Consider the following 25,196-nt stretch of genomic DNA (forward strand, 5'->3'; position numbering starts at 1 on the left):
TCGTATTGGCTCACATCTGCAGAATTCTATAAGTTCTGAAGAGAGAAGCAGCTCCCGCCGCCTGAAGACGGCGGAAGCTGTTCTTCTTATACTGTCTTCTTTTCGTTGTGCCTGCTTCTTTCCGTGATGCTTTACGGATTGATCAAAGAATAGATCCGGTAGAAAAGCACAGCCGCTTCGGCGCGGTTCAGATTGGCCTTCGGATGAAGGAGGCCGCCGCTGCCTTCCACGATGCCCGCCTTCACTAAGGCGGATATGCTTTCCCGTGAATACGCTGCTGCTGCGCCTGCATCCTTATAACCGGTCAAATCCGCTGCCTTGCCGGCCGCCAGCTTCAACTCGCTAAAGGCCAGCGCCCGGTTCAACAGAACCATCGCGTCTTCCCGGGTAATCGGCTTCAGCGGCTCGAAGCGGCCGCTGCCGGAACCAAGCGTAATCCCCAGCGCTTTGCCAATGCCCACTGCCTCATAATAATAGGCATCCGGCTTCACATCGGCGAAGCTGCCAGGCTCCGCAGCGGTAAGCTCAAGTGATTGGGTCAGAAGAACGAGGAAATCTGCTCTCGTGATGGAGAGACCCGGGGAATAACGATCAGCCGATATCCCTTCCACTATCCCCTTCGCTGCAAGCGCTTCAATCTCCTGCTTCGCCCATGGATAACGGGACAGATCCTTAAAGCTTTTCTGAACGTACGCGACGGCATAAGTACTGAAATGTCCGGTTTTGAATACCATCTGACTATTCTTGCTGTCAAAATGACCATTCTGGACCGGCTCGGCTTCACCCTGCCCATTGATATACCATATAACAAGCTTGTCGGTATCATTCCTTTCTTCCGAAGTCGGCTCATAAGGAATTGACACGGTTACAGCCGTATCCGCACTGCTCCAGGCTAGCGGCTTACCGTCAACCTCCAGATGAATGCTCAGCAGCGGATGGGACCCGATGCGGGCTTGAAGATCGCTGCTTAACGCGGTCACATCCGCCTTCTCCAGATAAATCACAATGGTACGGTCTGCGGCATCGAGCAGGGCGCCATCAAGCATGGTGCCGGGAAGCTCCAAGGTTCCCAGGGCAGTCGAGATAATCAGGTGTATGCTTAAGGCGTCTGCCCGCAGCAGATCAACCGGCAGCTCCACAGCATAGCCCTTGACATCCGCTTCATCCGTCAGCTTCAATTGAAGCCGCTTGATGCCGTCCTGATCCGCTGTCGCAAGCTCCAAAGCCTTGTCGAATACCTCCTGCGTTAGCGCTGCCTTGGCGATGCCCCCTGCCAAGTCCATCACCGTATCCGCCGTGATGATGACTGCTCCCTGATCATCGAGCTCAACGACAGGCTGGGCTGCACTCGCCGGATATTGGGGCGATGATGGATACGGGTTGGTATCCGGATCCGTTCCTGGATCGGTTCCCGGATCTGTTCCTGGATCGGTTCCCGGATCTGTACCTGGATCGGTTCCTGGATCAGTCCCTGGGTCTGTTCCCGGATCTGTGCCCGGGTCTGTCCCCGGATCTGTCCCCGGGTCTGGATTTATCCCCGCGCCAAGCTCCTCAAGCACCGATTTCAATCGGGTTTTAACCTCTCCTTCGGGCAGCGGGTTCACAAAGTTCGCCGCGGCATCCAGATGGGTAACATCCGGGTACTGGCGGACTTCTTCCACCGCAGCTTCCGCAGCTGCTTCTGCGATAGCCCAATAGCTGCCGCTCAACAGATACAAGTCGCCGAACAGCGTCGCATCCTTGCTTGAGCCTATTCCCTGGTTGTATTCCATAAAGGCGTTTCTGCCCTCGCCGTCATTCTCGTTCATCAGCAGCGAGATTCCGATAGGAGCGCCCGGGGTAAATACATAATCAGGCGAATGCAGCGCTGCAAACGGAATCTTGATGTCATAAACGGTTGTTCCGTCCTCGCGTGTAATGGCCGCTTCGGCATCGTCCAAATCTCCCGTGTCCACACCGGATGGGGCTCTCCAGCGCCATTTCGTTACGGTTCCATCATTGTGGAGCGCAAAACCCAGTTCGTTCACGTTTTGGCTTGCTGTACCATCCTGTCTGGACAGGTCGATCCCCACCTGGATACTGTCGCCCTGCCAGATATCAACACCCGTCCAGTTCTGATACTGACTGTCGTCACGGACACGTATTTTCATATACAGGTTGGATTCATCCCATTGCAGCTCGGCATGCGCGCTGAGATCATCCACCCCGTTCCAGCTGCCGCCCAAGCTGATATATTGATTGGCTCTGTCGATATCGACAGCCGGAAGCGTTCCCGCATCCCCGCCGCCGTCAGCAAGCGGGTAGGCAAGCGATTGACCCACTCCGGCTGTCACGACGTAGGACATGCCATCATCTAGGGTTATTTTGAATTTGGCGTTATCACTGGCGAGGAAGGGAAGCTTGAAAGTCAGGCTCTCGCCATATCCAACGCCTTCGAAACGGACCGGAACCCACTTACTTGCAATTTGCACGGGCTCCATCAGCTCAATCCTGCCTTTCATCGGCTCCAGCTGGGAGACATTGCGGAGGGTAAGCGTGTGGTTCCACTCTTCCGGATGAGCCGGGTCAACCGCCTTTTTGGATAATTCCAGCGCCACAGGCGTCAGATCCGTTCCGCTGACCTTTCCGCCTGAATGATCCTCCAGCTTGATTCCGCCCTGGAACAGGTTCGCGCCTTCACGGAGCGCCACAATGTCAGGACCGGCATAGATATGCGTCGATCCCGCCTGTTGAAAGTACGAATCGTATAATGTGATTTCTCCGCCCAGGGCATTGACGCCCCTTGCGCCGGAAACGGTGAAATTGCTCTGCTGCAGATTCACTTTTCCCGAGAGCGCGTCGACGGAGCGGGTCGTGTCGCCCCACATCGATGTATTGAAGAAAGTGGCCTCGGAGTCAAATCCTTCATCAACCGTGATATAGACCTTATCCGATGTGCTCATGGACACCAGCTCGGTATTGATGAATGTCAAGCCGCTGTCTCCCGCCGCCTCCACAAATACACCCTTCTTGCTTCCATCGGTGCCATGACCAAGAACAACAGCCTCGGGGCCGACCCCATCCTGCGCCACAAAATGAATGCCGTACTGGGAGCCGTAAACGAAGGTATTGAAAATCGTCTCCCCCTCTGTATGACCGATACGGAAAGCATCCAGATTCTCCTTCTGGTAATTCCAGACCACGTCCTGCTGCTCTCCCGGCACATGGTTGGGATAGGTGCTTCTGGAGTAATAATGGGGATTAAACTGCACATTCCGCATGATTCCGCCGCTCGCCCCGCCGCCTAGGTAAATGCCTTCCTTCAGCGGCGAACCGGCAACGTAATCGATATAATGTCCGCTTGTGTCGTAGCTGCCGAAATCAATGCCCTGATAAGGATTCACAAGCGTTGTGTTGATCGCATATACGTCGTGGCCTTTGCCCCGAATCGTCCAGGCGTAAGGCTTGACGCTGCTCCAGTCCTGCTCGTCGTAATAGACCGAGATTCCTCTGATACCGCTGCTGCTCTCAAGAGTAATGAAAGCATCCCCGTCCGGGGCGTTTTCGCCATAATTGGTGAAAATAACGCTGCCTCCACCGATCGTATGATGAGGTACATCCCAGGATCCGCGAAGCTCAACGCCGCTTGGAACAGTAAGGGCTTCATTAATCCGGTAAGTTCCGGCCGGAAAATAAACCGTTCCACCCGTGCCCGCCGCATCGGCTAACGCCTGCTTCACCGCTGCGGATACATCGGCCATCCCCTGCTTGTCGGCATTATAGGGCGCAGCGGTCACGTCGAAGAGCGCGCTTGCCGCCGGTTTCGGCTGTACTGCAATATCCGTCTGAATATCAGCCGGCATGGTTTTCAGCTGAATGTTCCCATTCTGATGCACATTCAAATCGGCTGCATCGCTGTCATCCTTAATATCCAGCTCGCCTTCGTAACCGGAATTAAGGGTATTCACCTTTTCCACGCTTTTGCCTAAGGACAGATGGTGATCAGGCAGGCCAAATCCGGTTTGACCCAATATGACCGATCCAGCATCCGCTTTAATCGCATACGCGCCTCCTGCATGATCCCAGTTCGCAATGGTACTGTTCTCGAAGGAAATCACGCCTGTTCCTTCATTAACTACAGCATTGCGGGGATTGCCGCCCACCGTCACCGTATTGAACTGGACGATGGAATGGAAGCCCGATGTGGCGTAAATGGACATGGGGTTGTCGCCGGCATCGGCCAGAAACTCGCTGTTTGAGATCAGCAGCCCGTAATCGTTGACGCCTTCAATCTTGAGCGCCACGTTGCAGGAATCGATATGAATGCCGTACAGCTGTGCATTTGCCGTCTCCAGGGAGCCGGTTCGGGTCGTAATCCGCATGCCGGTCTGATAACCGGAAATATGAACATCGGACATATACTCCCAATCCGATCTGCCCATCACGATGCCTTCGGCATGCGTTGTCATGTAGGCAAGCAGCTCCGGTCTCGCAGGAGCGCCGGCCAGCCCGGAATTGGACCAGTAATCAGGCGACAGCCTGATCCCCTCCAGACGGCCGATATCGGTCGTGTAATCCAGGAAAATACCGGTTTTCAGTGTCGTTCCGTACAGATTATGGATATAATGCAGCTCATTCCAGACCGGACCGATTTTGATCCCGTTATAGGAATTGACCAGCGTAACATTCTCCACCGTCGCATTATCGCCGGTCAACTGCTCAATGGTCCACGGGTAAGGCGTGATCTCGCCCGCCGCCTGCTCCGGATACCAGATGGACAGGTTCGTAACCCCGCTGGACTGCTCAAGCTGGATGAAGCTTCTTCCATTCTCTTCGCCTCGCCCGCTGTATGCGTCCAGAACGGTTCCTTCCACTCCATCGGAAGAATCGGGATTAGCCCAATCCCCGCGCAGAGTAACCCCTGTCGGCACAAGCAGATTTCCCGTGATTTTGTAATGGCCGGCCGGGACAAAAACAACTCCGCCTCCGTCATTGCGGGCCGCGTCAAGCGCGCTTTCGAAGGCTGCCGTGTCATCGGTCACGCCGTCACCCTTTGCTCCGTAGTCCGTCACCTCATAATTCGCGATTACAATATCCTTCGTATCGTATTGGGTATCGATGACCTTGGTCTGGCTTCCCACGCTCACCCGCGGCTCCTTGGTTACCTTTACCGAAGCAATGGACAGATCCGGATTGCCGGGCACGGTTCCCGCACCCTCCACGCCGATGCGGAAATCGGCGCCGTTTGCCCGATTGGCGAATTTGGCATCGCTTAATTTGACCGTATAGCTCTTCCATTGATTGGTATCCGTGTACGTGAACAGCGGCGCGTCCTTGAAAGCCGCCGAAAGCGCATCATACTGCAGCACGATGCTGCCGTTGCCTTTATCCAAATATTCAATCGTCACAAAAACATTCTGATCCTGATTGTCAAAGAGATACTCATCCGAGACATTCATGTAGAAAAACAGAGTGCCGGGACTAGGCGCGGCCTTATTCGTTTTCCAGTAGCCTTTTCCCGCTAATTCTCCCGTTTGCAGCCCTTCCGGGTAATCGCCCGCATTTGCCGTTATGCCGTTTGTTACAGGCACCTCGCCAAGCGTTATCCCAACGCTATTGTCTGGCTCAGGCGGGTTTTTGGGAGTCTTGGTCACATTGACGGAGGCTACCTTCAGATCCGCATTGGTGCTGGCGGAGGCTCCGCCTCCCTCAATGCCCAGCCGGAAATCGGCACCGTTGGTCCGGTTGGCGAACCTGGCGTCCGTCAGATCAAACGTATGCGTCTTCCATGTCTTGGTATCCGTGTACGTAAACAGCGGCGCATCCTTGAAGGCTGCGGATTCCGCATCGTATTGCAGAACCATCTTGCCGCTGCCTTCGTCAAAATATTCCACCGTTACCTGGACGTTTTGATCGTTAGTATCATGCAAATATGTATCGTCCACATCCATGTAAAAATAATGAGTGCCCGGCGCTGCTGCCAGCTTGTCGGTCTGCCAATAGGTGATTCCGGTGACGGTACCTGTCCGCAGGCCATCCGGATTGTCGCCGGCCCAGGCATGAATTCCGCTCTCCGTCACTGTTTCCCCGAGCGTTATACCCGCATGGTCAGGCGGAGCATCCGCATGCACTGCTGACTGGACGGGGATTCCGCCCGCTATCATCAGCAGAATAAGAATTCGCGCCAGCATCGTCTTCGCAGACAGCCGGGCCATGCGTCTGAAGCTGTTTGTCATCTCATCTTCCTCCTTCGTTTTCAACTCCCTTCCATTATAAGGATTGTCTGAAAGCGTAAACATAAGACGTTCCTAAACTATGCAGTCCGTTCTTGGCTTTGTTACGTTATGGAGCGGATATCTGGAGTAAAAAAGAACGATAGGGCCTCTCCTGTACCTGCATTACATAATCGACCTGCCAAGGATTCCGGGTTCTTGCAGCTTCCACCCGTCCATAATGAGCGGATACACAGTAACACTTGGTTACATTCATGCCGCGTGATACCATGTATAACACCCTGTCTGATTGGTATGTGAGATGAAGCAGACTATATTCGAAAGGAGAACATGTGCGAAGCAGACGATCCGGCATTTAGCCTGGTTAACAAAGAGGAATCAGTGAAGGGCCAGTAGTGCAGCAAGGTTTTTACTGTTTACAGGGCCGTAGCCCACGGCTGCATCGTGCGTACGAAGGTTTTTCCTTGCTGGAGCCGCTTTTGGGCCTCGGCACGAGCCGAAGTTATAGTGCAGCAAGGTTTTTACTGTTTACAGCACCGGAACCCCCGGCTGCATCGTGCGTACGAAGGTTTTTCCTTGCTGGAGCCAACGGTTGTAGCGTATGGGCGCATCCACTAATCAAAAGCAGCTTGATAACAAAGCGCTTGGGAAAGAAGCGGCCCTAAACCGCCATTTCTATTGCTGGATGAAAGCTGTCATTGAGAGCCAACATAAAAATCTTAAAGTGTATACTGCCTTTCACAAGCAATCGCAACCGATACACAGCAGGCAAATAATTGATAAGTTTGTTCATCGTTTGGTCTCGTTTGGTCTTCGTTTGGTCTTCGTTTGGTCTTCGTTTGGTCTTCGTTTGGTCTTCGTTTGGTCTTCGTTTGGTCTTCACTTGGTCTTCGTTCGGTCTTCGTTTTCCGGAACCAGGAGAAGATCAAACTCTAATCGTTTGAAGTAGCGGCCTCAAAATTTCAACACAGCATACAGGTGGAATTTTCATATGGAAGGAACATATCGCAAGATACAAGGAAAAGGCTGCCAAGAACATCGCTCTTGACAGCCTTTCCGAAAACCGGTTATTCATATCAGTGGTATACCGGCCATTTGTCGCGTGTGCGCGATCTATGGCGTACGACAGCGGACAGTCATGATTGTTGTTACGGGTACCACTCGTTTTGCGGGGAAGAGATGGCGCACCAGCGAGTGGCGAGCAAATAATCGAGCAGGACATCCGTCGCTTCCGGCGTTCCGATGCGCCGCAGCGCTTCTGCCGCATGGCCGCGCACATACCGGCTGTCGTCGTCAAGGGCATGAACCAGCTGCGGAATAGCCGGCTCCGCCTGCGGCCCTTTCTTGGCGAGCGATAATCCGGCCCAGAACCGGACCTGGTGATCCTCGTCGCCAAGCGCCTCAATCAATGCGGCGGTAACCGCCCCGCTCTTCTCTGTCACTGACAGATTGCCCAGTACCTCAACGGCTGTGCGGCGGATAACGGCAGAGTCATTTTTCGTCAAGCCGATGACCCCTTCCGCTGCCTGATCTCCGGAGACGCCCAGCTCACCCAGCGCAAAAGCCGCAAGATTCACGGTCAGCTCCTTCCCGTCGTCCAGCAGACCAATCAAACCTTCCGCTGCCGACGGCCCCGATGCGCTCAGCGCATAAGCAGCCGCTTCGGCAATCTTCTTGTCCTCGTTCCTAATAGCATCAAGCAGAATCGCTGTTCCGGCTGTGCCATCTGCAGCAAGACCGTAAGCAGCATTCAGGCGGACAGGTTCATAGCTGTCCTGCAGAGCGGCTTCCAGCAGCCGGCGAACGCGGCCGGCATCCTCATCCGCATGTAGACCCAGCTGGTTTGCGGCTTCCGCTCTGACGCGCCGGTCCTCATTCCCAAGCTGCTTCTCAAGCTCATTCAGATCCGCACTCGAGCTGTCGCTCTTGCGCCCTGACAGGTAACCGCCTTTACCGGCCAGCCAGTTCCAGTTGTTTTCCCACAGCAGATCATGCCGGTCCATTGGAATATCAAATTCAGCAGGCGCATGCCACTCCGTATCCGCACAATCCCAGGTAGGAGCAGTGGGAGCCTCCGTGCGCATAAACTCGAACTTCAGCATATAACGCTGTTGTCCCATCATATTGGCGTTGGAGCGATGCCAGATATCGTAATGAATCAGGGCAAAGGTGCCGGCGCTACCGCTTGCTTTGCCTTCCCACTCGTTATCGTCATTCTCAAAAATCCGGCTCTCGTGATACTGCGTGCCCGGCATGACGCCTGTCGGCCCCAGCTCAAGCGGCGTATCCTGCGGGAAATACATAATCATGGCCCACCAAGGCTTGTGATTGCGCAGTCTTTTATAACCCCAATAGCTGTCTTTATGCCAGTTGCCGGGAACCGGATTTTTGTTCAAATGGCCGTAACGGTGCGTGTGCATCATATAGTTCGCTCCCAGAACACTGGTCAATGCGCCTTTGATCACCGGACTGTCAAAAACAACCTGCAGCTCTCTGATGCGCGGAAGCAAATTATTGCCGGGATTGCCTTCCTTCTCGTAAACATAATCCAGCTGGCCCAACAAACGCGAATGAAATTCGTCGGAGAAATCGGTTTTGAGGATCAAGAAGCCCTGTGAGATAAATGTTTTCATCTGCTCGTCGTTTAATAGTTGAAGCGCTTTCTGTTCCATTGGTCACCCTCGCTTATCATTAAAGTTGGTTCCCTTCTCGCCTTGCCGGGAACGATGTCCTCATTATACAGCGGAGACAAATAACATAATATGAACGTTACTATGATGCATTTGCACAATACTTAGATTAGAGAGGCTGCCCGCTTCCTTTTGAATATAAGATTTCCCCGCTGCATTCACCAACCCATTGTCTTGCCAATGCCATCAAGGAACAAGCGAGATACTGTTCCATAAGGGCATCAGCGAGAGAAGCTAACCCCCTCATCCATGCAGCCAGGCCGGAATTGATTGCGGCTCTGTGATTGTGCGGAGATAGCTCATATACGGAAAGACGCCTCCAGCACCACTTTGCAGGTGGAGGCGGAGACGTCTTATTATAAGAAAACTCCTATCATGTGCGTCAGAAAGCCAGAAAATAGCTTTGAGCCATCTCCTTCTGCTTGATCATCTGCTATTCGTGAAGCCTCAGACTGAGGGTAACAATCTCCGCCCCCCGGACCGGGATATGATTCAAATCCGCCCGCTCCATACGCTCTTCCATGATGCCGCTCCGCCAGCAGTCCGGGATTGGCGCTTCATTGGCAGCGTTGTCCGTCTTGCCTCCGAATGAAGGAGCAGCAGTCAAAACCTGCGGCCGCTTCGAAAGATTGTACCAGCGCGCAATTACATCGCCGGTCTGCTCCGATACCTTCAGAGTGGAAAAAGACAGCATATCCCCCTGCCACGGCAGAAAGGAATGCTCCGCCGGCAGCTTCCCGGCATGAATGCCCGTCTGCTTCACCAGCAAGGGCACCTGGAATTGATAGGCTTCCTTCATAGAGGCGGCTGAGCCGTGACACAGCAGGTCATCCTCCCTGGAGGATGCTTCCATGACCGGGAATGGAATGATTTCCAGGCTCGTTTTATGCCCGCCAAGGCACTGGGCTTCCGGCGTCGGGAAATAACCCCAATCCCCAAGCTCGCCCACGGCACGCAGCAGCGTGACGGCAATGGTGCCTTTTTCATCCTGCAGGATTTCATATTCGTTCAGACCCAGATTGGCTATGGTCAAGCCCTCGGAGTCCCCCTTCAGCGTAACGAAAGCCTGCTGATGCTGGCAGTTGCTGGGGTTGGACCACTGGGCAGAAGGCGCATTATTGCGCTCCGCCACCTCGAAGATGGAATCCGCCATATGCCTTTCGGCACGGAACCCGGTCTCGAACAACACCCGCAGACGGTGGTCATGCGCCTGATTATTGAACGAGCTGTCTACCTTCACTCCGCAGGCGCTGCGGTCAAGCGATACACGGGTAGTAATCTCAAAAGGAATCAGCGCAGGCGATCGGCCGGACCTCCTGCCCGTGAACCAGACAAGCTCCCGCCGCTCCTGCTCCAGTAGAGAATCCGCCGATCTGGGAATCATCATCAGGTGCCTGATCTCGAAGGCCGCATGATACGGCGTATCTTCAAGTACCCGGATATCCGCATGCGTTCCTCGGGTGGTAATCGGCTGGTCATGGTTTGGCTGGCGGTACATGTATTCATTGCCGATATCTCCGGTATTCTCATAAACGCACAATCCCGGCAGCCGAACTCCCGTCCGTTTGTCGGTGATTGTTAAGGAGCCATCTGCTTCAATGGTCACCGCAAGGTTGTTATTCTCCATCGTGGTGCCGCCGGTGATCATGGAGCCGAGAGCTTCCTGCGTTTCAACCGGCCGGTGATCGCGCAGCAGCGCATACGTCGCGTGCCCAAGTGCCGGAACGTTCTCCAACTCGAACCGGACCTGTACGGATCTCGCAAAATAAGGCTGACGGAACCGGTCCTCCGGCAGTTCGTAACCGAAACGCAAGCCAAGATCCGTAATATCGCCGCTGATCTCGCCGCCCAGTGAATCAATCATCCGCAGCCCCGGCATGTCGATTGCCTTCAAGGCTTGCTTCATATCACGAAAGCCCATTCCTTCACTGAAATAGATGCGCTGCAGTTCAATATCGGCTGTAATCACGCCGCTGCGCTTCCAACCGGAAGTATTGACGATGACAAGCGGATACACCTCCTCCGCTTCAACCGCGGCGAAGCCGCTGGTATCGATGCTGCCGGTCAGCGAGGCAAGGCTATCTTCAATAATCGCTTCCACCAGATGCCTGCTTCGGGCAAAGCGGGCGACCATCTCCGCATGCACCTCATCCACGCTGCAGCCGCAAATACTGTCATGGGGATGGTTCTGCATCAAGGTTTTCCAGGCATGTGTAAACAGATGATGCGGATAGGCTGCCCCGGCGATGTGGGCGAAGACCGCCAACGGCTCGGCGGCTTTCTCCAGCAGCGCCTGGCCCTGCTGATTCAACTGCTTCAGGTAGATCCGGGAGGACGCGGTATTGACCAGCGTGGACCAGCCGTCCGTATGCTGGCTACGCAGCTCTCCCTTGACGACGGATAACCGCTCAGGCAGCGATGCCTGCAAAGCCTTGATGTAATCGTCGAAATTCGAATGGACGAAGTTCAGCTGCGGATACAGCTCCGAGGCTGTCTTGATGGCCTCTGCAGCATCGCGCTGGACGGGCTGGTGGTCGCAGCCGTTCATCATCAGCCAATGCGGCGTTGAGGCATATTTGGCTACTTCCTCAAGCTTGCGGCTCCAATAGTCCCGGGCTGCCTCGCGGTCCTTCGGGATTTCATTCCCGTTGCTGTACCAGTTGGCGAACAGGATGCCGAGCACCCGCGAGCCGTCCGGCGCTTCCCAGATCATTTCCGAGAATGGGGATTCATACTCCTGCGAATCAGACACCTGATTATTGAAGCCTGTCGGCTTGACGCCGCGGCCGAAAACCGCATTCGTGATTCCGGCCTGCTGCAGCAGCTGCGGAGCCTGCCCCATATTGCCGAACGAATCCGGAAAATAGCCGACTTTGGAAATAGCGCCATATAGACGCGCATCCTGATGGCCGTAGAGCAAATTGCGCACATTGGCTTCGCTGCTTGTCAGAAACTCGTCCTGCAGAATGTACCAGGGACCGATATGTATCCGCCCTTCACGGATCATCCGCTCCAGAAGCGGCCTTTTCTCCGGGCGGATCTGCAAATAATCCTCCAGGATGATCGTTTGGCCATCGAGATGGAAGCTCCTGAAGCCGGGATCCTGCTCCAGAGTTTCCAGAAGCGTATCCATCAGCTTGATAAGCCGGACGTGATGCTTCTCATATGGCAAATACCATTCGCGGTCCCAGTGGGTATGTGAAATAATATGCACCGTTGTGGATGAGGTCAATAGCTTCTTCTCCATTCTCGGATGTAGGTTCGATGTATAGTACAGATAGTAAACACGCTGACAGCGGCCGACTCCACGGTTTAGTACATGACTGCAGCAGACAATGCCGCCCCGCCGTGGGCTCCGCCTGTCACTGCGGATCTTCCTGCAGACGGTTCATCACCGTCCTCAACGTGGCAGCAATGCCGGCAATATCCCCTTTATCCTCCCCCAGATCGCCTTCGCCGAAGAGAGCCGATACCAGCTTGGCTCCGGTGGCGTTCCAGCCGGTCACGAGCATGCCCGGCATCCGGTCCAGCGCGCCGCGCTCCTGGGCCTGCTGCACGGACTGGCGGAAAAATTCAAGCGCCGCTTCCGGCGTTTTCCAGCAGGAGGGCCATACCGTAAAGCCTTTATCCAATAGATGACCCACCGACGGGTAAGCATCCAGCTTGTCGTAATGCCAGTCGCACAGCACGATATCCTTGGGGATACAGTCCACTGCCGGCCATATACCGTGAATATCCCCCTCCCACTGGTCATATCCCAGACCATGCGCGTCGATCAGGCGATCGGCCCACATCAGCATCTGCACCTGGCGTTTGCCGACCACATGGCCGTAATAATCATTCGCAGCTTTCGCGAACAGCTCCGCTTTGTTCCTGCCGCGGCAGCGTGGACATCCTTCGTCGGCAATGGTGAACACCTCATCCATGCCCACATGAAGCGCATCCGCCTCGAACGCATCAATCAGTTCATCCATCAGGTCGAAAACGAGCGCGTTCACGTCGGGATGCGACGGACACCAGCTCGGACAATAAAATTCCGGCCATTTGGCGTCGGCTGGAACATGCGGCGTTTCGTCAAATTCGGGATAAGCGCGCAGCAGCGAATTCCTTCCGCCGCCCCATCCCTGGTGGCCCAGACAATCCAGCAGGGGAATCAGGCGGATTCCCCAGCTTTTGCACAGCGCCGATAATTCCCGCGCATCCTGTCGGGTCAGCGTACCGCCGGATACCTCCGGATGAGTGCTGAATTGAAAATTTGTATTCACTTCCAGAATCAGCACATTGACGCCCATGGGCGCCAGCGCTTCCTCAATGACTCTTTTTAAATTGTCCACATCCTCATGCGATCCGAAACGCATATGAAAACCGCGCAGACTCCATTCATTATTCATGGTTGTTACCCTCCTCGAAGCTGATTGCTAACCGACAAGCCCTGTACGCTCCACACCCTCGACGAAGTACCTTTGAACGAAGAAATACATAATAATCAGGGGCGCTGTCAATAGAAGAACGCCGGTATTGAGCAGCATCGACTGATAGACCAGATCCGGTTCCCTGCCCAGCACCGAGCCCATATCCATGAGCTGGGTCGACAGCACCTTCACTTTGCTGAAGAACAAGGAGACATAATAGCTGTCATTCCACTGCCACACGAAGGAGAACAGCAGCACCGTCACTATCGCGGGCAGGGCGTTCGGGAGCATGATGCGGTAGAAGGTCTTGAAGATCCCCGCTCCGTCGACCAGCGCCGCTTCTTCAATCTCCTTGGGAATCCCCCGGAAAAATTGCCGGAAAATAAATATATACAGTCCGTTCTTCAATCCCATTCCGGTCGCGGAGGAAATCAGAAACGGCCAGAACGTATCGATCAGGTTCAGACTCTCCCTGCCGGAGAACAGTCCGACCAGACCGAATAAATCAAAATAACGATAGGTCAGATATAGCGGAATCATGATCGTTTGCGGCGGAACGACAATGGTGAACACGACCAGTCCGAAGAGCAGTCCGCTGCCTTTGAATTTCAGCCTGGCAAACGCGTAAGCCGCCAGCGCGCAGGTCGCCAGCTGAATCAGCGTCGTACCCGAGGAAATCAGAAACGTGTTCAGGAGCGTAGAGAAATAGTTGGTCGCTTCCATGGCAATCTTGATATTATCCAGAGTGAAGTTCCGGGGAATCCACAGCACCGTGGGGTCATAAATGTCCACCTTGCTGCGGAAGGCGACCGAGAGACGAAGGAACAGCGGGAACAGGATAATAAAGCAAAACCCGACAACCAGCACGGTCCGGACGATGATCCACAGCCATTGCTTGATCTTCTCCAGCGGATTAAATTTGGTACTCAGCAGCTCCGCATAAGCGGCAGGCGATTTCATTGACGTTTCCTCCCTTCGGTAATCATGCCGGTTTAAGAAAATTTCAGAGCGGGCGGAATGCCCTTTTGATGCAAAATATAAGAAAGTATAAAATTTCTCCATACTTTGCTTATATTTTTGAGGGAAGAAACCAACTTGCCCGCCAGAGGTCGGTAAAGCCGTTTCTTCTTAACCTTATAGAATGTATAAGTTTCACCTTTATCCATTTCTATAAGGCCTGATTGAAGAAACTTGCTTCGCCGCCAAAGGACGGCAACAGCCGTTTCTTCTTGCTAGTCATAATAAAACACTTTCCTCGATATGATGCTTGTGGACACGCCCAGAATCACGGCAACCACCAGGAAGTACACCCATGACATGGCCGCGCTTTGGCCGAATTCGAATGACTTGAAGGCCGTCTCCGAAATCAGCGAGTTGATGGTATTGTGATTGAACGAATCAATGATGGAATACACCAAATTGGTCAAAATCAGCGGCGTCATCATCGGAAACGTAATTTTCCAGAATATTTCGTAGCCTGTCGCCCCTTCGATCCTGGAGGATTCATACAGGGATGGCGAAATCGACTGCAGACCCGCCAGAAAAATCAGAATCTGCACGCCGGATGAGCTGATAATTTCATATATCCGGTCCACCGCACCGGTAATGTAGTTGACGAACACGGGAGCAAGGCCCGATTCGATCAGCATTTTTTTTAGCTCGAAGCTCTGCATCAGGCTGCCTTCGCTCTCTCCGCCGCCAGCGGGAGCCGAGCCGCCGACAAAGCTGCTGATATCCAGGTTGGCGATTGCGGCAGAGGCCAGGATCACAGGCAGGAAGAAGATCGCCCTGGCAACGGCGCGGCCTCTGAATTTCTGGTTGAGCAGCACAGCGGCAAACAAACTGAAGATAATGATAATCGGCACATTGACGACCATATTCGTAATGGATTCCGTCAGCCTCCGGGGAAACTCCGGATTGGTCGTAAACAGATTGCCGTAATTCGAGAAGCCTTCGTAATCGACCGCAAAGCCGCCTTCAACCAGACGAATGGAGCTTAAGCTGAAACGGAAGGATTCGATCAAGGGCAAAATAAACAGCAGCACCATTCCCAGCATGAGCGGGGATGCGAACAGAACCCCGTACCAGGCTTTTTTCTGCGTTAAGGTCAATGGCTTCCTAAACATTCTGCTCACCGCCTACCCGGTAGCTTAAGGCCCCGATTTGCAAGCCGTTCACCGCTGCCGCCGTATTATTGTAGTTGATTGTGATGGTTATTCCGTTCCCGAACGTTGTCCGAACGACGCCCGGCGCCGGTTTGCTGTGCTTCACAATCGGTTGATTGCGCACTTTGGCAAGCACCGGATTGACTTCGTCATACAGCCCGACCGCTTCTTCAAACCAGCTTTCGTAGCTCAGCGCATACAAGCTGTTGAAATCCGTATCCTTTACCTTGGCTGAATCGCTGTACGTCCACTGATAGAAGACATTGGAGCCGGTCTCCAGCGCTTTAAGCATCGACAAACGGGGATTCTGCAGCTCATCCATATTGTAAGGAGAGCCTGCCAAATCAAAATAGCCATGCAGGGCTATCTGATAGAACGGAATATCCTCATCGGTAATATTCATGCGGCTGCTCCGGACCGGCGCGTTCACAATGATATCGGCATAAGGCAGGCTGTAGGCGCTGCCGCCGCTTATCATCAGCGGGCCTGCCTGTTTCTTCAGCTTATCCGTCTGACCGGCAATGACCGCGAGCGCGTCCTGACGGTTAACGGACCTGCCTGGATCAAAGTCCGAATTGACTTCATTGCCCATATCCCGCAGGGACAAGCCCCTGTTCCCGATATCCGCAAAGTCACGCAGAAAACCGTCCACCTGCTTCGGCAGCGCCGCCGGCGACAGGATGTAGTGGGAGAACCTCGCCGTATTCTTGACATACATAACCGGATCGTATTGATAAATAGCCGCTTTGCTCCGGTCCAGGAAGGTTGCCGAGCCTGATGCACCCTTGTATTTCTCCATGAAAGCCACATCCGGATAAAAGCCGATTCCATTCTGCTTCACATAATTGGCCAAATCCCGGAATCCGCCTCTGCCGCCCAATGCTCCGGCAATGCTGATCCTGGACGGGGAAGAATGGTTGATGCCGCCGTTAAACCAGCCGACATAACGCAGATCGATCTGCTTGACCCCGGCAGCCCTCAGCTTCTCGAGCAGGGTCCGCGCCTCGCTGAAGCTGGTCAAGGATTCCGCAGCTTGATAGGGAATGCCGAGGAATGATTTGCTTTTGCGGAACGCTCCGGCAAGCTCCAGGATAAATGGCGCATCTGCAGCTTCCGCCAGCGGCTTCAATTGATATTTCTCCGCCAGATATGCCCGGTACTGTCCGGCCATTCCGACATAATCGGCGGATGCTCCGGATAGAAAGGAGTACCGGAGCTGCAGGCTGCCCCCATAGATTTTGTTCTGGAACATGGGGACGGAGCTTGTTTTGGTGCCCGAGGTCAAGGTGTAGAAATCCATCGCCACGACTTGAAACTTGCCGCTGACCGCGTTATAGGAATCATTGCGCCCGCTCACGTCCGCCGTCACGCTGGCCAGTGCATCGCCGTCCTCAATAATGCCAAGGAGCGCATGATCATTTTGTTTCATACCGAATACCGGAAGGCGGGTGATTTCATTGGATTGAATCCTCTCCCGCACATCGTAGGTGCCGTCATTGCCGTATACGGGCAGGCTGTAGGGCTCCGCGTTCTGCTTGCCGCTGTTCAGATGGATCAAGGCTCCCGAGCCGTCAGGTACAAACAGATAACCGGATTTGTCCGTACCCGCAGCGCCGAAGTATTTAAGCACCTGCACCGTTGCCAGGGGATAGGCTTTATTGTAGACCAGCTCCCGGGCCGGCACGCTAACGATCAGATTCCCGCCGTCAAGCGTATATTCAACCGGCACGGTGAACTCCGCATTTGCGGCGGCGGCCGCTTCACCGGCTCCATTGGCCTTATTGTCTTCAGCGGCGTCATCGGCTGTGTAGCCTGCCGCCTCAAGCAAAGCGGAGAGCTCTTCCGCGACATAATCCTGAAGCTTGCGGACCGTGTAGATCTGCTTTTGCTCATCCAGACTGAATTTGAACGCGACATCCTTGCGTGTTTCCTCATCGGCAATCTGATCGAGGATCTGCGTCTGAAACCGCTCCTTGCCGATGACTTTGGGAATGTTGGCATAGCTTTTGGCAATATTGCCGATCCGGTATACCACCTTGAGCCCATTGTCCATGGCCGAAATTTCAAATTGCCCCTTCGCTACGCTGTCATCATAGCTGTTGAACGCATTGACCTGCCCTTTCTCGTTGTAGTAGGTAACCAGCACCTGTGCGGACAGCTCGGATTTATACAAGGGCGAAGCCTTGGGATCGTCTGCTCTGCCCTGTGGATTAGAGAACCAGATATAACCGTCCCGCAAATCCTTCACGGCGGTTTCCGCCGTTTCGCGGTTTACGTAGAGCTGGAGCGACTCATTTTCCGCAACCTTCTCCATCGCACCGAGCGCCTGGATTTCCTGCGGCGTGTTGGCGGTGAGCGTGCGAGCTTCCTGGGATGTGTTCGCGGAAAGCGCTGCGGTTTGTCCTTTTGTATCAAGCTGCCTCTTGTTATCCGTCTGACCTTGAAATTCAGGCTGTCCCGTCGTATCGGTCAGCTCCATCACTCCGGTATGCGCACCTGCCCCGGTTTGCTGCTGCTCCGTCCCTTCGCCCTTCCCCGAAGAGAGCCCGGTTCCGGAGCTGCCCACTTGAGCTCCCTGTTCGCTGTAGCTCAAGGAGCCCATGCCGCTTATCAGAAGCGCCGCACACAGGAAAACGGCGATCTTTTTCTTCTTGACAGCCAAGGGCCATCCCTCCTTCCCAGCTGATTACAATCTGAATGAGATTTCCTTGTAGACGGAAGCGGCAAAGCTGATCATTTGCTGAAGCATGCTGAAGAACAGAACGCCCAGGAAAATAATGATCCCGATCACGACAAGCGTGAGCAGCATCGTTACGACCGTTTTGCCGGCGGAATATTGATGAACCGTCATTGTGCCGGTAAAGAGCAGCCAGATGAACCATATGATCGCCAGCGCATCCAGCAGATAATAAAACGCGCTTTCACCGCTGGTAATCATATTGCTGTACAGTGTTTGCGGAGTATAGATGATGACAAGAGGAAGCAGGGAATAAGCGGTCGCCATGACGATTTCCTTGAATTTGCCTTCCCCGTCCATCAGCGTGGTCAGAGACCAGTTGGCCACGCACCACAGCAGGAACGGCAGCACGATAAATTTCAATTCATCCAGGCTGCTCAGCTGCTCCGGGTTGTTGAAGTTGACGACAAAGCCGCTGTACTGCCTTCTGACAATCGTGGCAATGACCAGCAGGACCACAATGCCAAGCGCAACCTTGATTCTTCCCTTATGCTCGTATTTCATCTCCCAAAATCCGTTAAAGGGATGAATCATCGTATAGAACGGATTCTGGATGATCCCGAATTCCCGCTCGTATTGACCGGCGGATTTCCTGCGGCCTCCTAGCTTCACAGCCGTGACCAGGCCTGCAGCCAGCAGCGCGATAACGAGCACGATGGTACCGAAATGGGCGAACACGACATCCTTGCGGTACCGCTTGAAGCTTTCCGAATAATACTCCCGGTTGTTGCCCAGCTTGAAATAATCCATCGCCGCCCGGTTATCGCCCTGCTTGAGCAGGGACTTGCCAATGCCGATATAAGCGACATCGAAATTGCCGTTAAGCTGCAGCACCTTCTTCCATGCTGCGGTCGATTGATCCGTCCTGCCGTTATAGAGCGAGACGACAGCATCGCGGATCCAGCTGCCATAGGGGGTCGGCTCGAAGACGGACAGCCGGTTATTGTCCTTGTCCAGCACCAGCATGCTGCCTCCCAGCATTTCAATCGCGGCAGGGGTGCGGAATTTGCTCTGCTGGCTGCCGAGCCCGCCGAATTGGTACAGCAGATTGCCGTCCTTGTCGTAGGTGAAGATCCGGCCCCGCTTGGAATCCAGCGCGCTGTACATGCCGCCTTCATCCGAGATGATATCGACGAAGATCGAGCTGCCCGGTGAACTGCCTGTCTCAAGCGTCCCGATATCCCCCTTCGGCGGAAAATAGCCCTTGCTGCGCAAAATATCCACGCCTGACGGATTCAGCCGTTTGATCGGCTGATCGGAATTTTCCTCCGAGGTCGAGGTATAGATAAACCCATCCCCGTCGATATCCAGATTGTTGAACTCCAGCGGAATAAACTGCTCCATCTGCTGGCGCTGGGCTTTGGTGGAAATCCGCTTCCAGAACAGATCGGCAGGACTGAATTTCACCCGGTTGGTGCCAATGAATCCATTGAAGAGGCCGTCCGCGTCGAATTCCATGATGCCTTCATAGGAGCCGCGGCTGACGACATAAATCCGCAGCGCTTTATCCATGGCCACTTTAATCGGGATATACTGGAAGCCTTCGCGCAGAAGCGTTGATTTGGGTTCGTCCACGATACGGACCAAGCGGCCTTCGCTCGTGAGCTCAACCAATCGGCGGTTCTGGGTATCCGCCACATAAATATGGCCCTCTTCATCGCTGAAAACACCTTCCGGCTGGTTGAACCCGTCCTTGCTGCCGTTATTATCGAATTCCCGGAACACCGCAGAGATCTGCAGCTGTTCATCCAGCACAACAATCCGGTTGTTCCCCGTATCGGCTATGTATACTTGATTGCCCGGTCCGACGAACAGGTCCTGCGGCGAGGACAGCGGTCCGATATTCCAATCGTCTCCGCCCATCACCCTGCCGAGCGTATAGGGATTCGGCGAAGGGACGGGATCGCCCCAATAGGAATAATTATAGGTATCGCTTGCGGAGGCCGTAACAGGAGCGGTCACACCGATCAAGAGCGTCATGATAAATAATGCGGCGATGATTCGTTTCATCTTTAGCTCCCCCCCTGCTATTCCTTCAGCCCCGATGTGGACATCGTCTGAATGATGTTGCTCTGCGTCACGATGAATACGGTGATCGGCACGAGCATCATGAGCAGCGTTACAGCTGCCACGGGTCCCGTCCTTGCAAGGCCGCCGCTTGCGATTTGTCCGAATACGTAGTCAACCGTCTTGAGCTGCTCGCTGTAAATATATTTGTGACTGGTCACCGAGCCGTTCGTCCATAAATTCTGCAGGGAAAAAATAATGAGCGTCAGCCATGCAGGCCTGACGATCGGCATGACAATCTGCCAGTAGATCCGGTACTCGCTGGCCCCGTCGATCTTGGCCGCTTCCAGCAGCGCGTCGGGAATTTGCTCCATAAACTGCTTCATCAGGTACAGGCCCAGGGTCATCCCGAAGGCCGGCAGCAGAATGGCCCAGAAGGTGTTGATCAGACCCAGCATGGAGATGATCATATAGTTCGGCACCTGGGTAACATAAGCCGTGAACATCAGGGAAAGCACCACGGCCCCGAACAAAATCCGTTTACCCGGAAAATGGAGCTTGGCAAGCGGATAAGCCGCAGCCGAGGCCAGAATGACATGGCCTACGGTACCCACGATGGCAATAAAAAACGTGTTGAACACATATCTGGAGAACGGAACCCAGGAATCGCTGAAGATGCCGACCAGATCCGTAAAGTTCTTGAAGGTCGGATTGCGTACGAACAGCTTCGGAGGAAACGAGAAAATTTCATCCAGCGGCTTGAACGCGTTGCTTACCGTGAACACCAGCGGCAGCGCCATGAAGCAGGCAACCCCTGCAAGCAGCAGAAACAGCAGAATATCCCCCGTCCACGATCGGTTCAGTCTTTTGGGCAGCTTGAATGTCAGTCTCATTTTCTTCTATTCACCCACTTTGGCCAGCAGCTTCTGAGTCAGAAGATTCGCGCCGAGCATAATGCTAAACAATACGGTGGCAATGGCCGAGGCATAACCCATTTCAAACCGGATGGAGCCGTAATCCACCAGATGCGTGACAATCGTGTGGGCGGAATAGTCGACGCTCGGGAAGCCGATCAGGTAGATCGAAATTTCGGCGACGGAGAAGGCCAGCGAAATCTGGATGACCGCCCCGAACATCAGCTGCGGCCGCATGGCCGGCAGGGTAATAAACCACAGCTCCTGCCAGCGGTTGCGGATGCCGTCGATGCTTCCCGCTTCATATAAAGTACGGTCCACATTCTGCAGCCCGGCGATAAAAGCGAGGAATGCCGTTCCCAGACTGAGCCACAGCTGCACCATGATCAGAATCCCCAGCACGTAGCGGGGGTCCTGCAGCCATTGAATCGGCTCCAGGATGATTCCCCACTTCATCAGGAAGGAATTCGCGTAACCGTACGAATCGCTGGCAAACAGCAGCTGCCAGATCAGGTAGGTGTTTCCCGCAATCGACGGGGCATACAGAATCAGCGTCAGAAGGGCGCGCAGCTTCGGACGCAGCTCATTGATCAGCCATGCGAACAGGAAGCAGGCCAGATAGCTGATCGGTCCGGTTATGGCGGCGAACAGGAACGTATTCTTGACCGCGATCAGGAAGATGTCATCCTGAACGAACAGACGCGCATAGTTCTGCCAGCCGATCCACTTCGGCGCCTCCAGCAGATTGTAGTTCGTAAAGCTCAGCACCAGCGACAGCAGGACCGGGACGATCGTAAATGTGCCGAAAATAATAAAATATGGCGCCATGAGCACATAAGCATGCTTGTTTTTTTTCATTTCGATAAACAGGCGCGTCCACCTGGACATCAACAAATTGCCCGGCTTTTGCCTGCCTGGAATACCCGTTCTCCCCATGAGGGAGCGTTCTGCCGCCTGCGGTTTCATTTCGAGTCCCTCATTTCTCAATAGTTCGTTTAGAAAGCTCGGCATCCGCGCGTTTTTATGAACTACTCCTCATAGGGAAGATTGAATTCTTTGCGCTTCAGGGTGATCTCGTCGTTCATCGTGCGCACATAGTTTTCCATCGTCTCGCGCGGATCGTCCCCTTGAACAACCACTCTGCGGAACGCATTATCGATATTGCGACCGGTCAAATAGCCGCCGGGCACTTCAGGAATCCCCTGCACCCACTGCATTTGTTCCTTCAGCTTCTGAAAATCCCTGGTCGGCCACGGCAGCCTGCCAAGCGCCTCCATATTGGCTGTCGGATATCTGGCCGCCGCGCCCATGCGGATTTCCATCTGGCGTCCGAAGGCAACTTGCGTGTCTGTGCCCGTCCACCATTTCATGAACGCCCAGGCCGCCTCCTTGTTCTTCGTACCCTTGAACATGACGGCTGACGATCCGCCGCTGCCCACCTCGCGGTGAATCGTGCCATCTCCGGCAGCGGTTCCCGGCACAGGGGCAAAGGACCACAGACCCTTGATCTCCGGCGCAAATACGCTCAGCTTGTTATACATCGTGTAATCGACAATACCGATCGGCATTTCGCCTGTCCGGAACCGGTTTGCGAAATCCGCGGCAATCGGAATTTTATAATTCACATAGAAGTCCGTCCACTGCTTGAACTGCTGGATGGCCGTTTCCGAATCCAGACCGCTCGCCATCCCGCCATCCTTGTAGAATTCTCCCCCATGCTGGAACAGGAACATCGCCATGGCCGGGTTAGGCGGCAGTGTGATGATGTTGGTTGTGACCAGATCATTCCCCAGTGAATCGAGCGGCTTCTGCGGGAGACCGAACTGCAGATTATGCTTCTGCAGCGTCGGCAGCATGCCGTACACATCCTCCCAGGTCTGCGGCACCGCAAGATGCAGCTCATTTTCCAGAATATCCGTTCTGTAGAACAGCATCGGGAAGGTCTGCTGCTCCGGCAGGGCGTAATAGCTTCCGTTGTACTCGTACGGTACCATGGCGCTTTCGTCAAACTGCTCCCGCACCTGCTCAAAATCGGAGAAGCCGGACAAATCCTCAAGCGCGCTGCGGCTGGCATAGTTCACCGGCAAATCATTGCCGACCTGCAGAGCGATATCCGGCCCTTTGCCCGCAACCGTCGATGGAAGCAGAACGTCGGCGCTTACCAGCTTCAAATTCACATGAATGCCGGTATTGGCGGTGAAATTGTCATCCACCAGACGTTTAATGACCTGCGCCTGGTCGCGCGCCGAGGTGACCCAGACCGATACGCTTTCGCCGCCCTGGTCCTCGCCTGAGAAATCATCATAATTCTCATAAAAGGAAGCCAGAAAAGCCTTCGTTCCTGACATCAGCTTCGTCCAAGCGCCGGCATCGGGATCGGGAAGCTCTGCACCCGGCGTGCTGACCATCAAATAATCCAGAGACAGCGGCTGTTCGTTAACGGTGAGCATCCACGAGCCCAGCGCGCCGACATTGGTCTTGAAGGCATCGATCCGCGAAGGAACCGATTCCGGGTTGCCGGCCATATCCTCCAATTGATAGGCGATCGTATTAATAATGGCTGTACGCTCATTGCCTTCTCCCGACGACCCTTCCATCCGTTTTGCAATGGCCGCAAGCTGCGCGCTCTGCTTGCGGAACACTTCCGCCATCGCCGGAATTCTCTGCTCGAGATTATAGTCGCGATATGTATCCGGAACGGTACCGGTATAGCTGATAATTTGGCGGTACATAGCATTCAGCTCAAGAATGCTGGACTCCACCGACCTCAGAATCGGCGCCAGCTCGCCCAAAGTGACCTCCATGCGGATCCGGTGCTTGCCTTTGGTCAGATGGAACAAGTACGGCTCATCCTTGCCGGAGCCGATCACCTTCATCTGCCAGGACGGGCTATATGGAAAGGCGATATACCGCAGCTCTTCAAATGGCAGCTCGCCGTCGATATAGAGGGTGCGCAGCGCGGACATTCCGCGCAGCGTATTTTGCCTGTTTTTGAGCGCAATCTGATACAGCGCATCCTCCGGCACATCGATTTCCCATTCGATCCATTGTCCCGGCAGTCTCCAGGCCCAGCCGCCCATCGCGTTATTGCGCTGCTTGGAGACATGGAAAGGCTCCAGAGCGGGACTGGACCGGTCATTGTAAGGAAGGAGATTCGGCGTTGATTTGTACAAGGCCTGTTCGGCCTGCAGCTTGATGGACACTGCCTTGGCCGGTCCATAGCCTTCTGCTTTATACCTGCTCGCCACTTCCTGATAGGAAGGCGTTGTTTGCGGTTTGGACAGCTTCAGCTGATCGATGACGAGAGGTTCCTTCACGGAGGTCAACGACAGGGTATGCTTGCCTTTGGAGAAATAAAATAAAAATGGCTCCTCGTAAAAGCCGGTACCATCTTTGATTACGGTATCCTGCCACATCGGCATTTCCACTTGATTGGGAGCAAGATCATTCCCGCGGTCGTCACGTTCGAAGGACTGCTGCTCATTGGTCCATATCCGGTTGAACGTTATGCTTCTCGCTTCGTTAAAAGGAAGGTTCCCGTCAATCCGCAGCTCCCGTTCAATGTCCGATTCCTTGCCAGGTTCCGTATACATATTCATCTTTACGTTATATAGGCCGTCCTGACTGACCTCGAATGCCCAGGAGATCGTACCCGCATCTCCGGTTTTTACGGCTTTGCCCTGCCTGCCCTCGTAATTCTCAAGTACGGCAGCGTCCATCCCTTTCGTCTCGCTGTAATTCTCTCCTTCAATGACAACTTCCTCAGCGGATGCGCCTGTGCTGCTTTGTTTGGACAGATACTCGTCATATCCGCCTTTTTTGAACGAACCGGTCAAGGCTGTCAGGTCCAGATCGGCCGCAGCCGCGGCAGCCGCGGTCTCCGTTTGCCGGGATGCCCCGCCCCGCATGGAGAAGGAGGCATATACCGCCACGGACAGAAGCAGCAGTAAAGCAGTCACTTTCACGATTGGTCGCCGCACTTGGTTTCCCCCTCCTCTTGAGCAGTACCCCTAATCCGCAAGCTCCCCTTTTGACAGTAAACTTTGGATCAGGGGCTCA

At 54.3% G+C, this 25,196-nt stretch carries 11 protein-coding genes; all 11 read right to left on the reverse strand.

Going from position 1 to position 25,196, the window contains the following annotated elements; genetic code table 11:
- Positions 1-131: 131 nt before the first annotated feature.
- Positions 132-6,215, reverse strand: coding sequence for a glycosyl hydrolase family 28-related protein (locus tag ACFOLF_RS02910; RefSeq protein ID WP_210039902.1), 6,084 nt, complete (start codon positions 6,213-6,215; stop codon positions 132-134).
- Positions 6,216-7,360: 1,145 nt separating this feature from the next.
- Positions 7,361-8,884 (reverse strand): HEAT repeat domain-containing protein, encoded by a 1,524-nt coding sequence (locus tag ACFOLF_RS02915; RefSeq protein ID WP_210039901.1) that lies wholly within the window; start codon positions 8,882-8,884, stop codon positions 7,361-7,363.
- A 451-nt stretch (positions 8,885-9,335) separates the two neighbouring features.
- Positions 9,336-12,134 carry an alpha-mannosidase gene (locus ACFOLF_RS02920; RefSeq protein WP_379113325.1) on the reverse strand — a complete coding sequence of 933 codons (2,799 nt, stop codon included), beginning with the start codon at positions 12,132-12,134 and terminating at the stop codon, positions 9,336-9,338.
- Positions 12,135-12,264: 130 nt separating this feature from the next.
- Positions 12,265-13,293 (reverse strand): family 20 glycosylhydrolase, encoded by a 1,029-nt coding sequence (locus tag ACFOLF_RS02925; RefSeq protein WP_210039899.1) that lies wholly within the window; start codon positions 13,291-13,293, stop codon positions 12,265-12,267.
- A 27-nt stretch (positions 13,294-13,320) separates the two neighbouring features.
- On the reverse strand, positions 13,321-14,274 hold the full coding sequence (locus ACFOLF_RS02930; RefSeq protein WP_210039898.1) for a carbohydrate ABC transporter permease: 954 nt from the start codon (positions 14,272-14,274) through the stop codon (positions 13,321-13,323).
- A 272-nt stretch (positions 14,275-14,546) separates the two neighbouring features.
- On the reverse strand, positions 14,547-15,440 hold the full coding sequence (locus ACFOLF_RS02935) for a carbohydrate ABC transporter permease (protein WP_210039897.1): 894 nt from the start codon (positions 15,438-15,440) through the stop codon (positions 14,547-14,549).
- Complete coding sequence (locus ACFOLF_RS02940) at positions 15,433-18,141, reverse strand: DUF5696 domain-containing protein (protein WP_210039896.1); 2,709 nt, start codon at positions 18,139-18,141, stop codon at positions 15,433-15,435. The genes ACFOLF_RS02935 and ACFOLF_RS02940 overlap by 8 nt, the downstream gene beginning before the upstream one ends.
- Before the next feature lie 24 nt (positions 18,142-18,165).
- Positions 18,166-20,226 (reverse strand): YIP1 family protein, encoded by a 2,061-nt coding sequence (locus ACFOLF_RS02945; protein WP_210039895.1) that lies wholly within the window; start codon positions 20,224-20,226, stop codon positions 18,166-18,168.
- A gap of 17 nt (positions 20,227-20,243) precedes the next feature.
- Complete coding sequence (locus ACFOLF_RS02950; RefSeq protein ID WP_210039894.1) at positions 20,244-21,116, reverse strand: carbohydrate ABC transporter permease; 873 nt, start codon at positions 21,114-21,116, stop codon at positions 20,244-20,246.
- Between the two features lie 6 nt (positions 21,117-21,122).
- On the reverse strand, positions 21,123-22,025 hold the full coding sequence (locus tag ACFOLF_RS02955) for a carbohydrate ABC transporter permease (RefSeq protein ID WP_379113361.1): 903 nt from the start codon (positions 22,023-22,025) through the stop codon (positions 21,123-21,125).
- Positions 22,026-22,165: 140 nt separating this feature from the next.
- Positions 22,166-25,117 (reverse strand): extracellular solute-binding protein, encoded by a 2,952-nt coding sequence (locus ACFOLF_RS02960; protein ID WP_379113323.1) that lies wholly within the window; start codon positions 25,115-25,117, stop codon positions 22,166-22,168.
- Positions 25,118-25,196 lie beyond the last annotated feature (79 nt).

This window comes from Paenibacillus sepulcri (genome assembly GCF_042647105.1).
In the GTDB taxonomy this organism is placed as follows: Bacteria; Bacillota; Bacilli; order Paenibacillales; family Paenibacillaceae; genus Paenibacillus_Z; species Paenibacillus_Z sepulcri.

What these genes read in the sequence shown, in the direction of transcription:
- ACFOLF_RS02910 (WP_210039902.1), bottom strand. Translation starts at nt 6,215, where the DNA reads ATGACAAACAGCTTCAGACGCATGGCCCGGCTGTCTGCGAAGACGATG.
- ACFOLF_RS02915 (WP_210039901.1), bottom strand. Translation starts at nt 8,884, where the DNA reads ATGGAACAGAAAGCGCTTCAACTATTAAACGACGAGCAGATGAAAACA.
- ACFOLF_RS02925 (WP_210039899.1), bottom strand. Translation starts at nt 13,293, where the DNA reads ATGAATAATGAATGGAGTCTGCGCGGTTTTCATATGCGTTTCGGATCG.
- ACFOLF_RS02930 (WP_210039898.1), bottom strand. Translation starts at nt 14,274, where the DNA reads ATGAAATCGCCTGCCGCTTATGCGGAGCTGCTGAGTACCAAATTTAAT.
- ACFOLF_RS02935 (WP_210039897.1), bottom strand. Translation starts at nt 15,440, where the DNA reads ATGTTTAGGAAGCCATTGACCTTAACGCAGAAAAAAGCCTGGTACGGG.
- ACFOLF_RS02945 (WP_210039895.1), bottom strand. Translation starts at nt 20,226, where the DNA reads ATGAAACGAATCATCGCCGCATTATTTATCATGACGCTCTTGATCGGT.
- ACFOLF_RS02950 (WP_210039894.1), bottom strand. Translation starts at nt 21,116, where the DNA reads ATGAGACTGACATTCAAGCTGCCCAAAAGACTGAACCGATCGTGGACG.
- ACFOLF_RS02955 (WP_379113361.1), bottom strand. Translation starts at nt 22,025, where the DNA reads ATGTCCAGGTGGACGCGCCTGTTTATCGAAATGAAAAAAAACAAGCAT.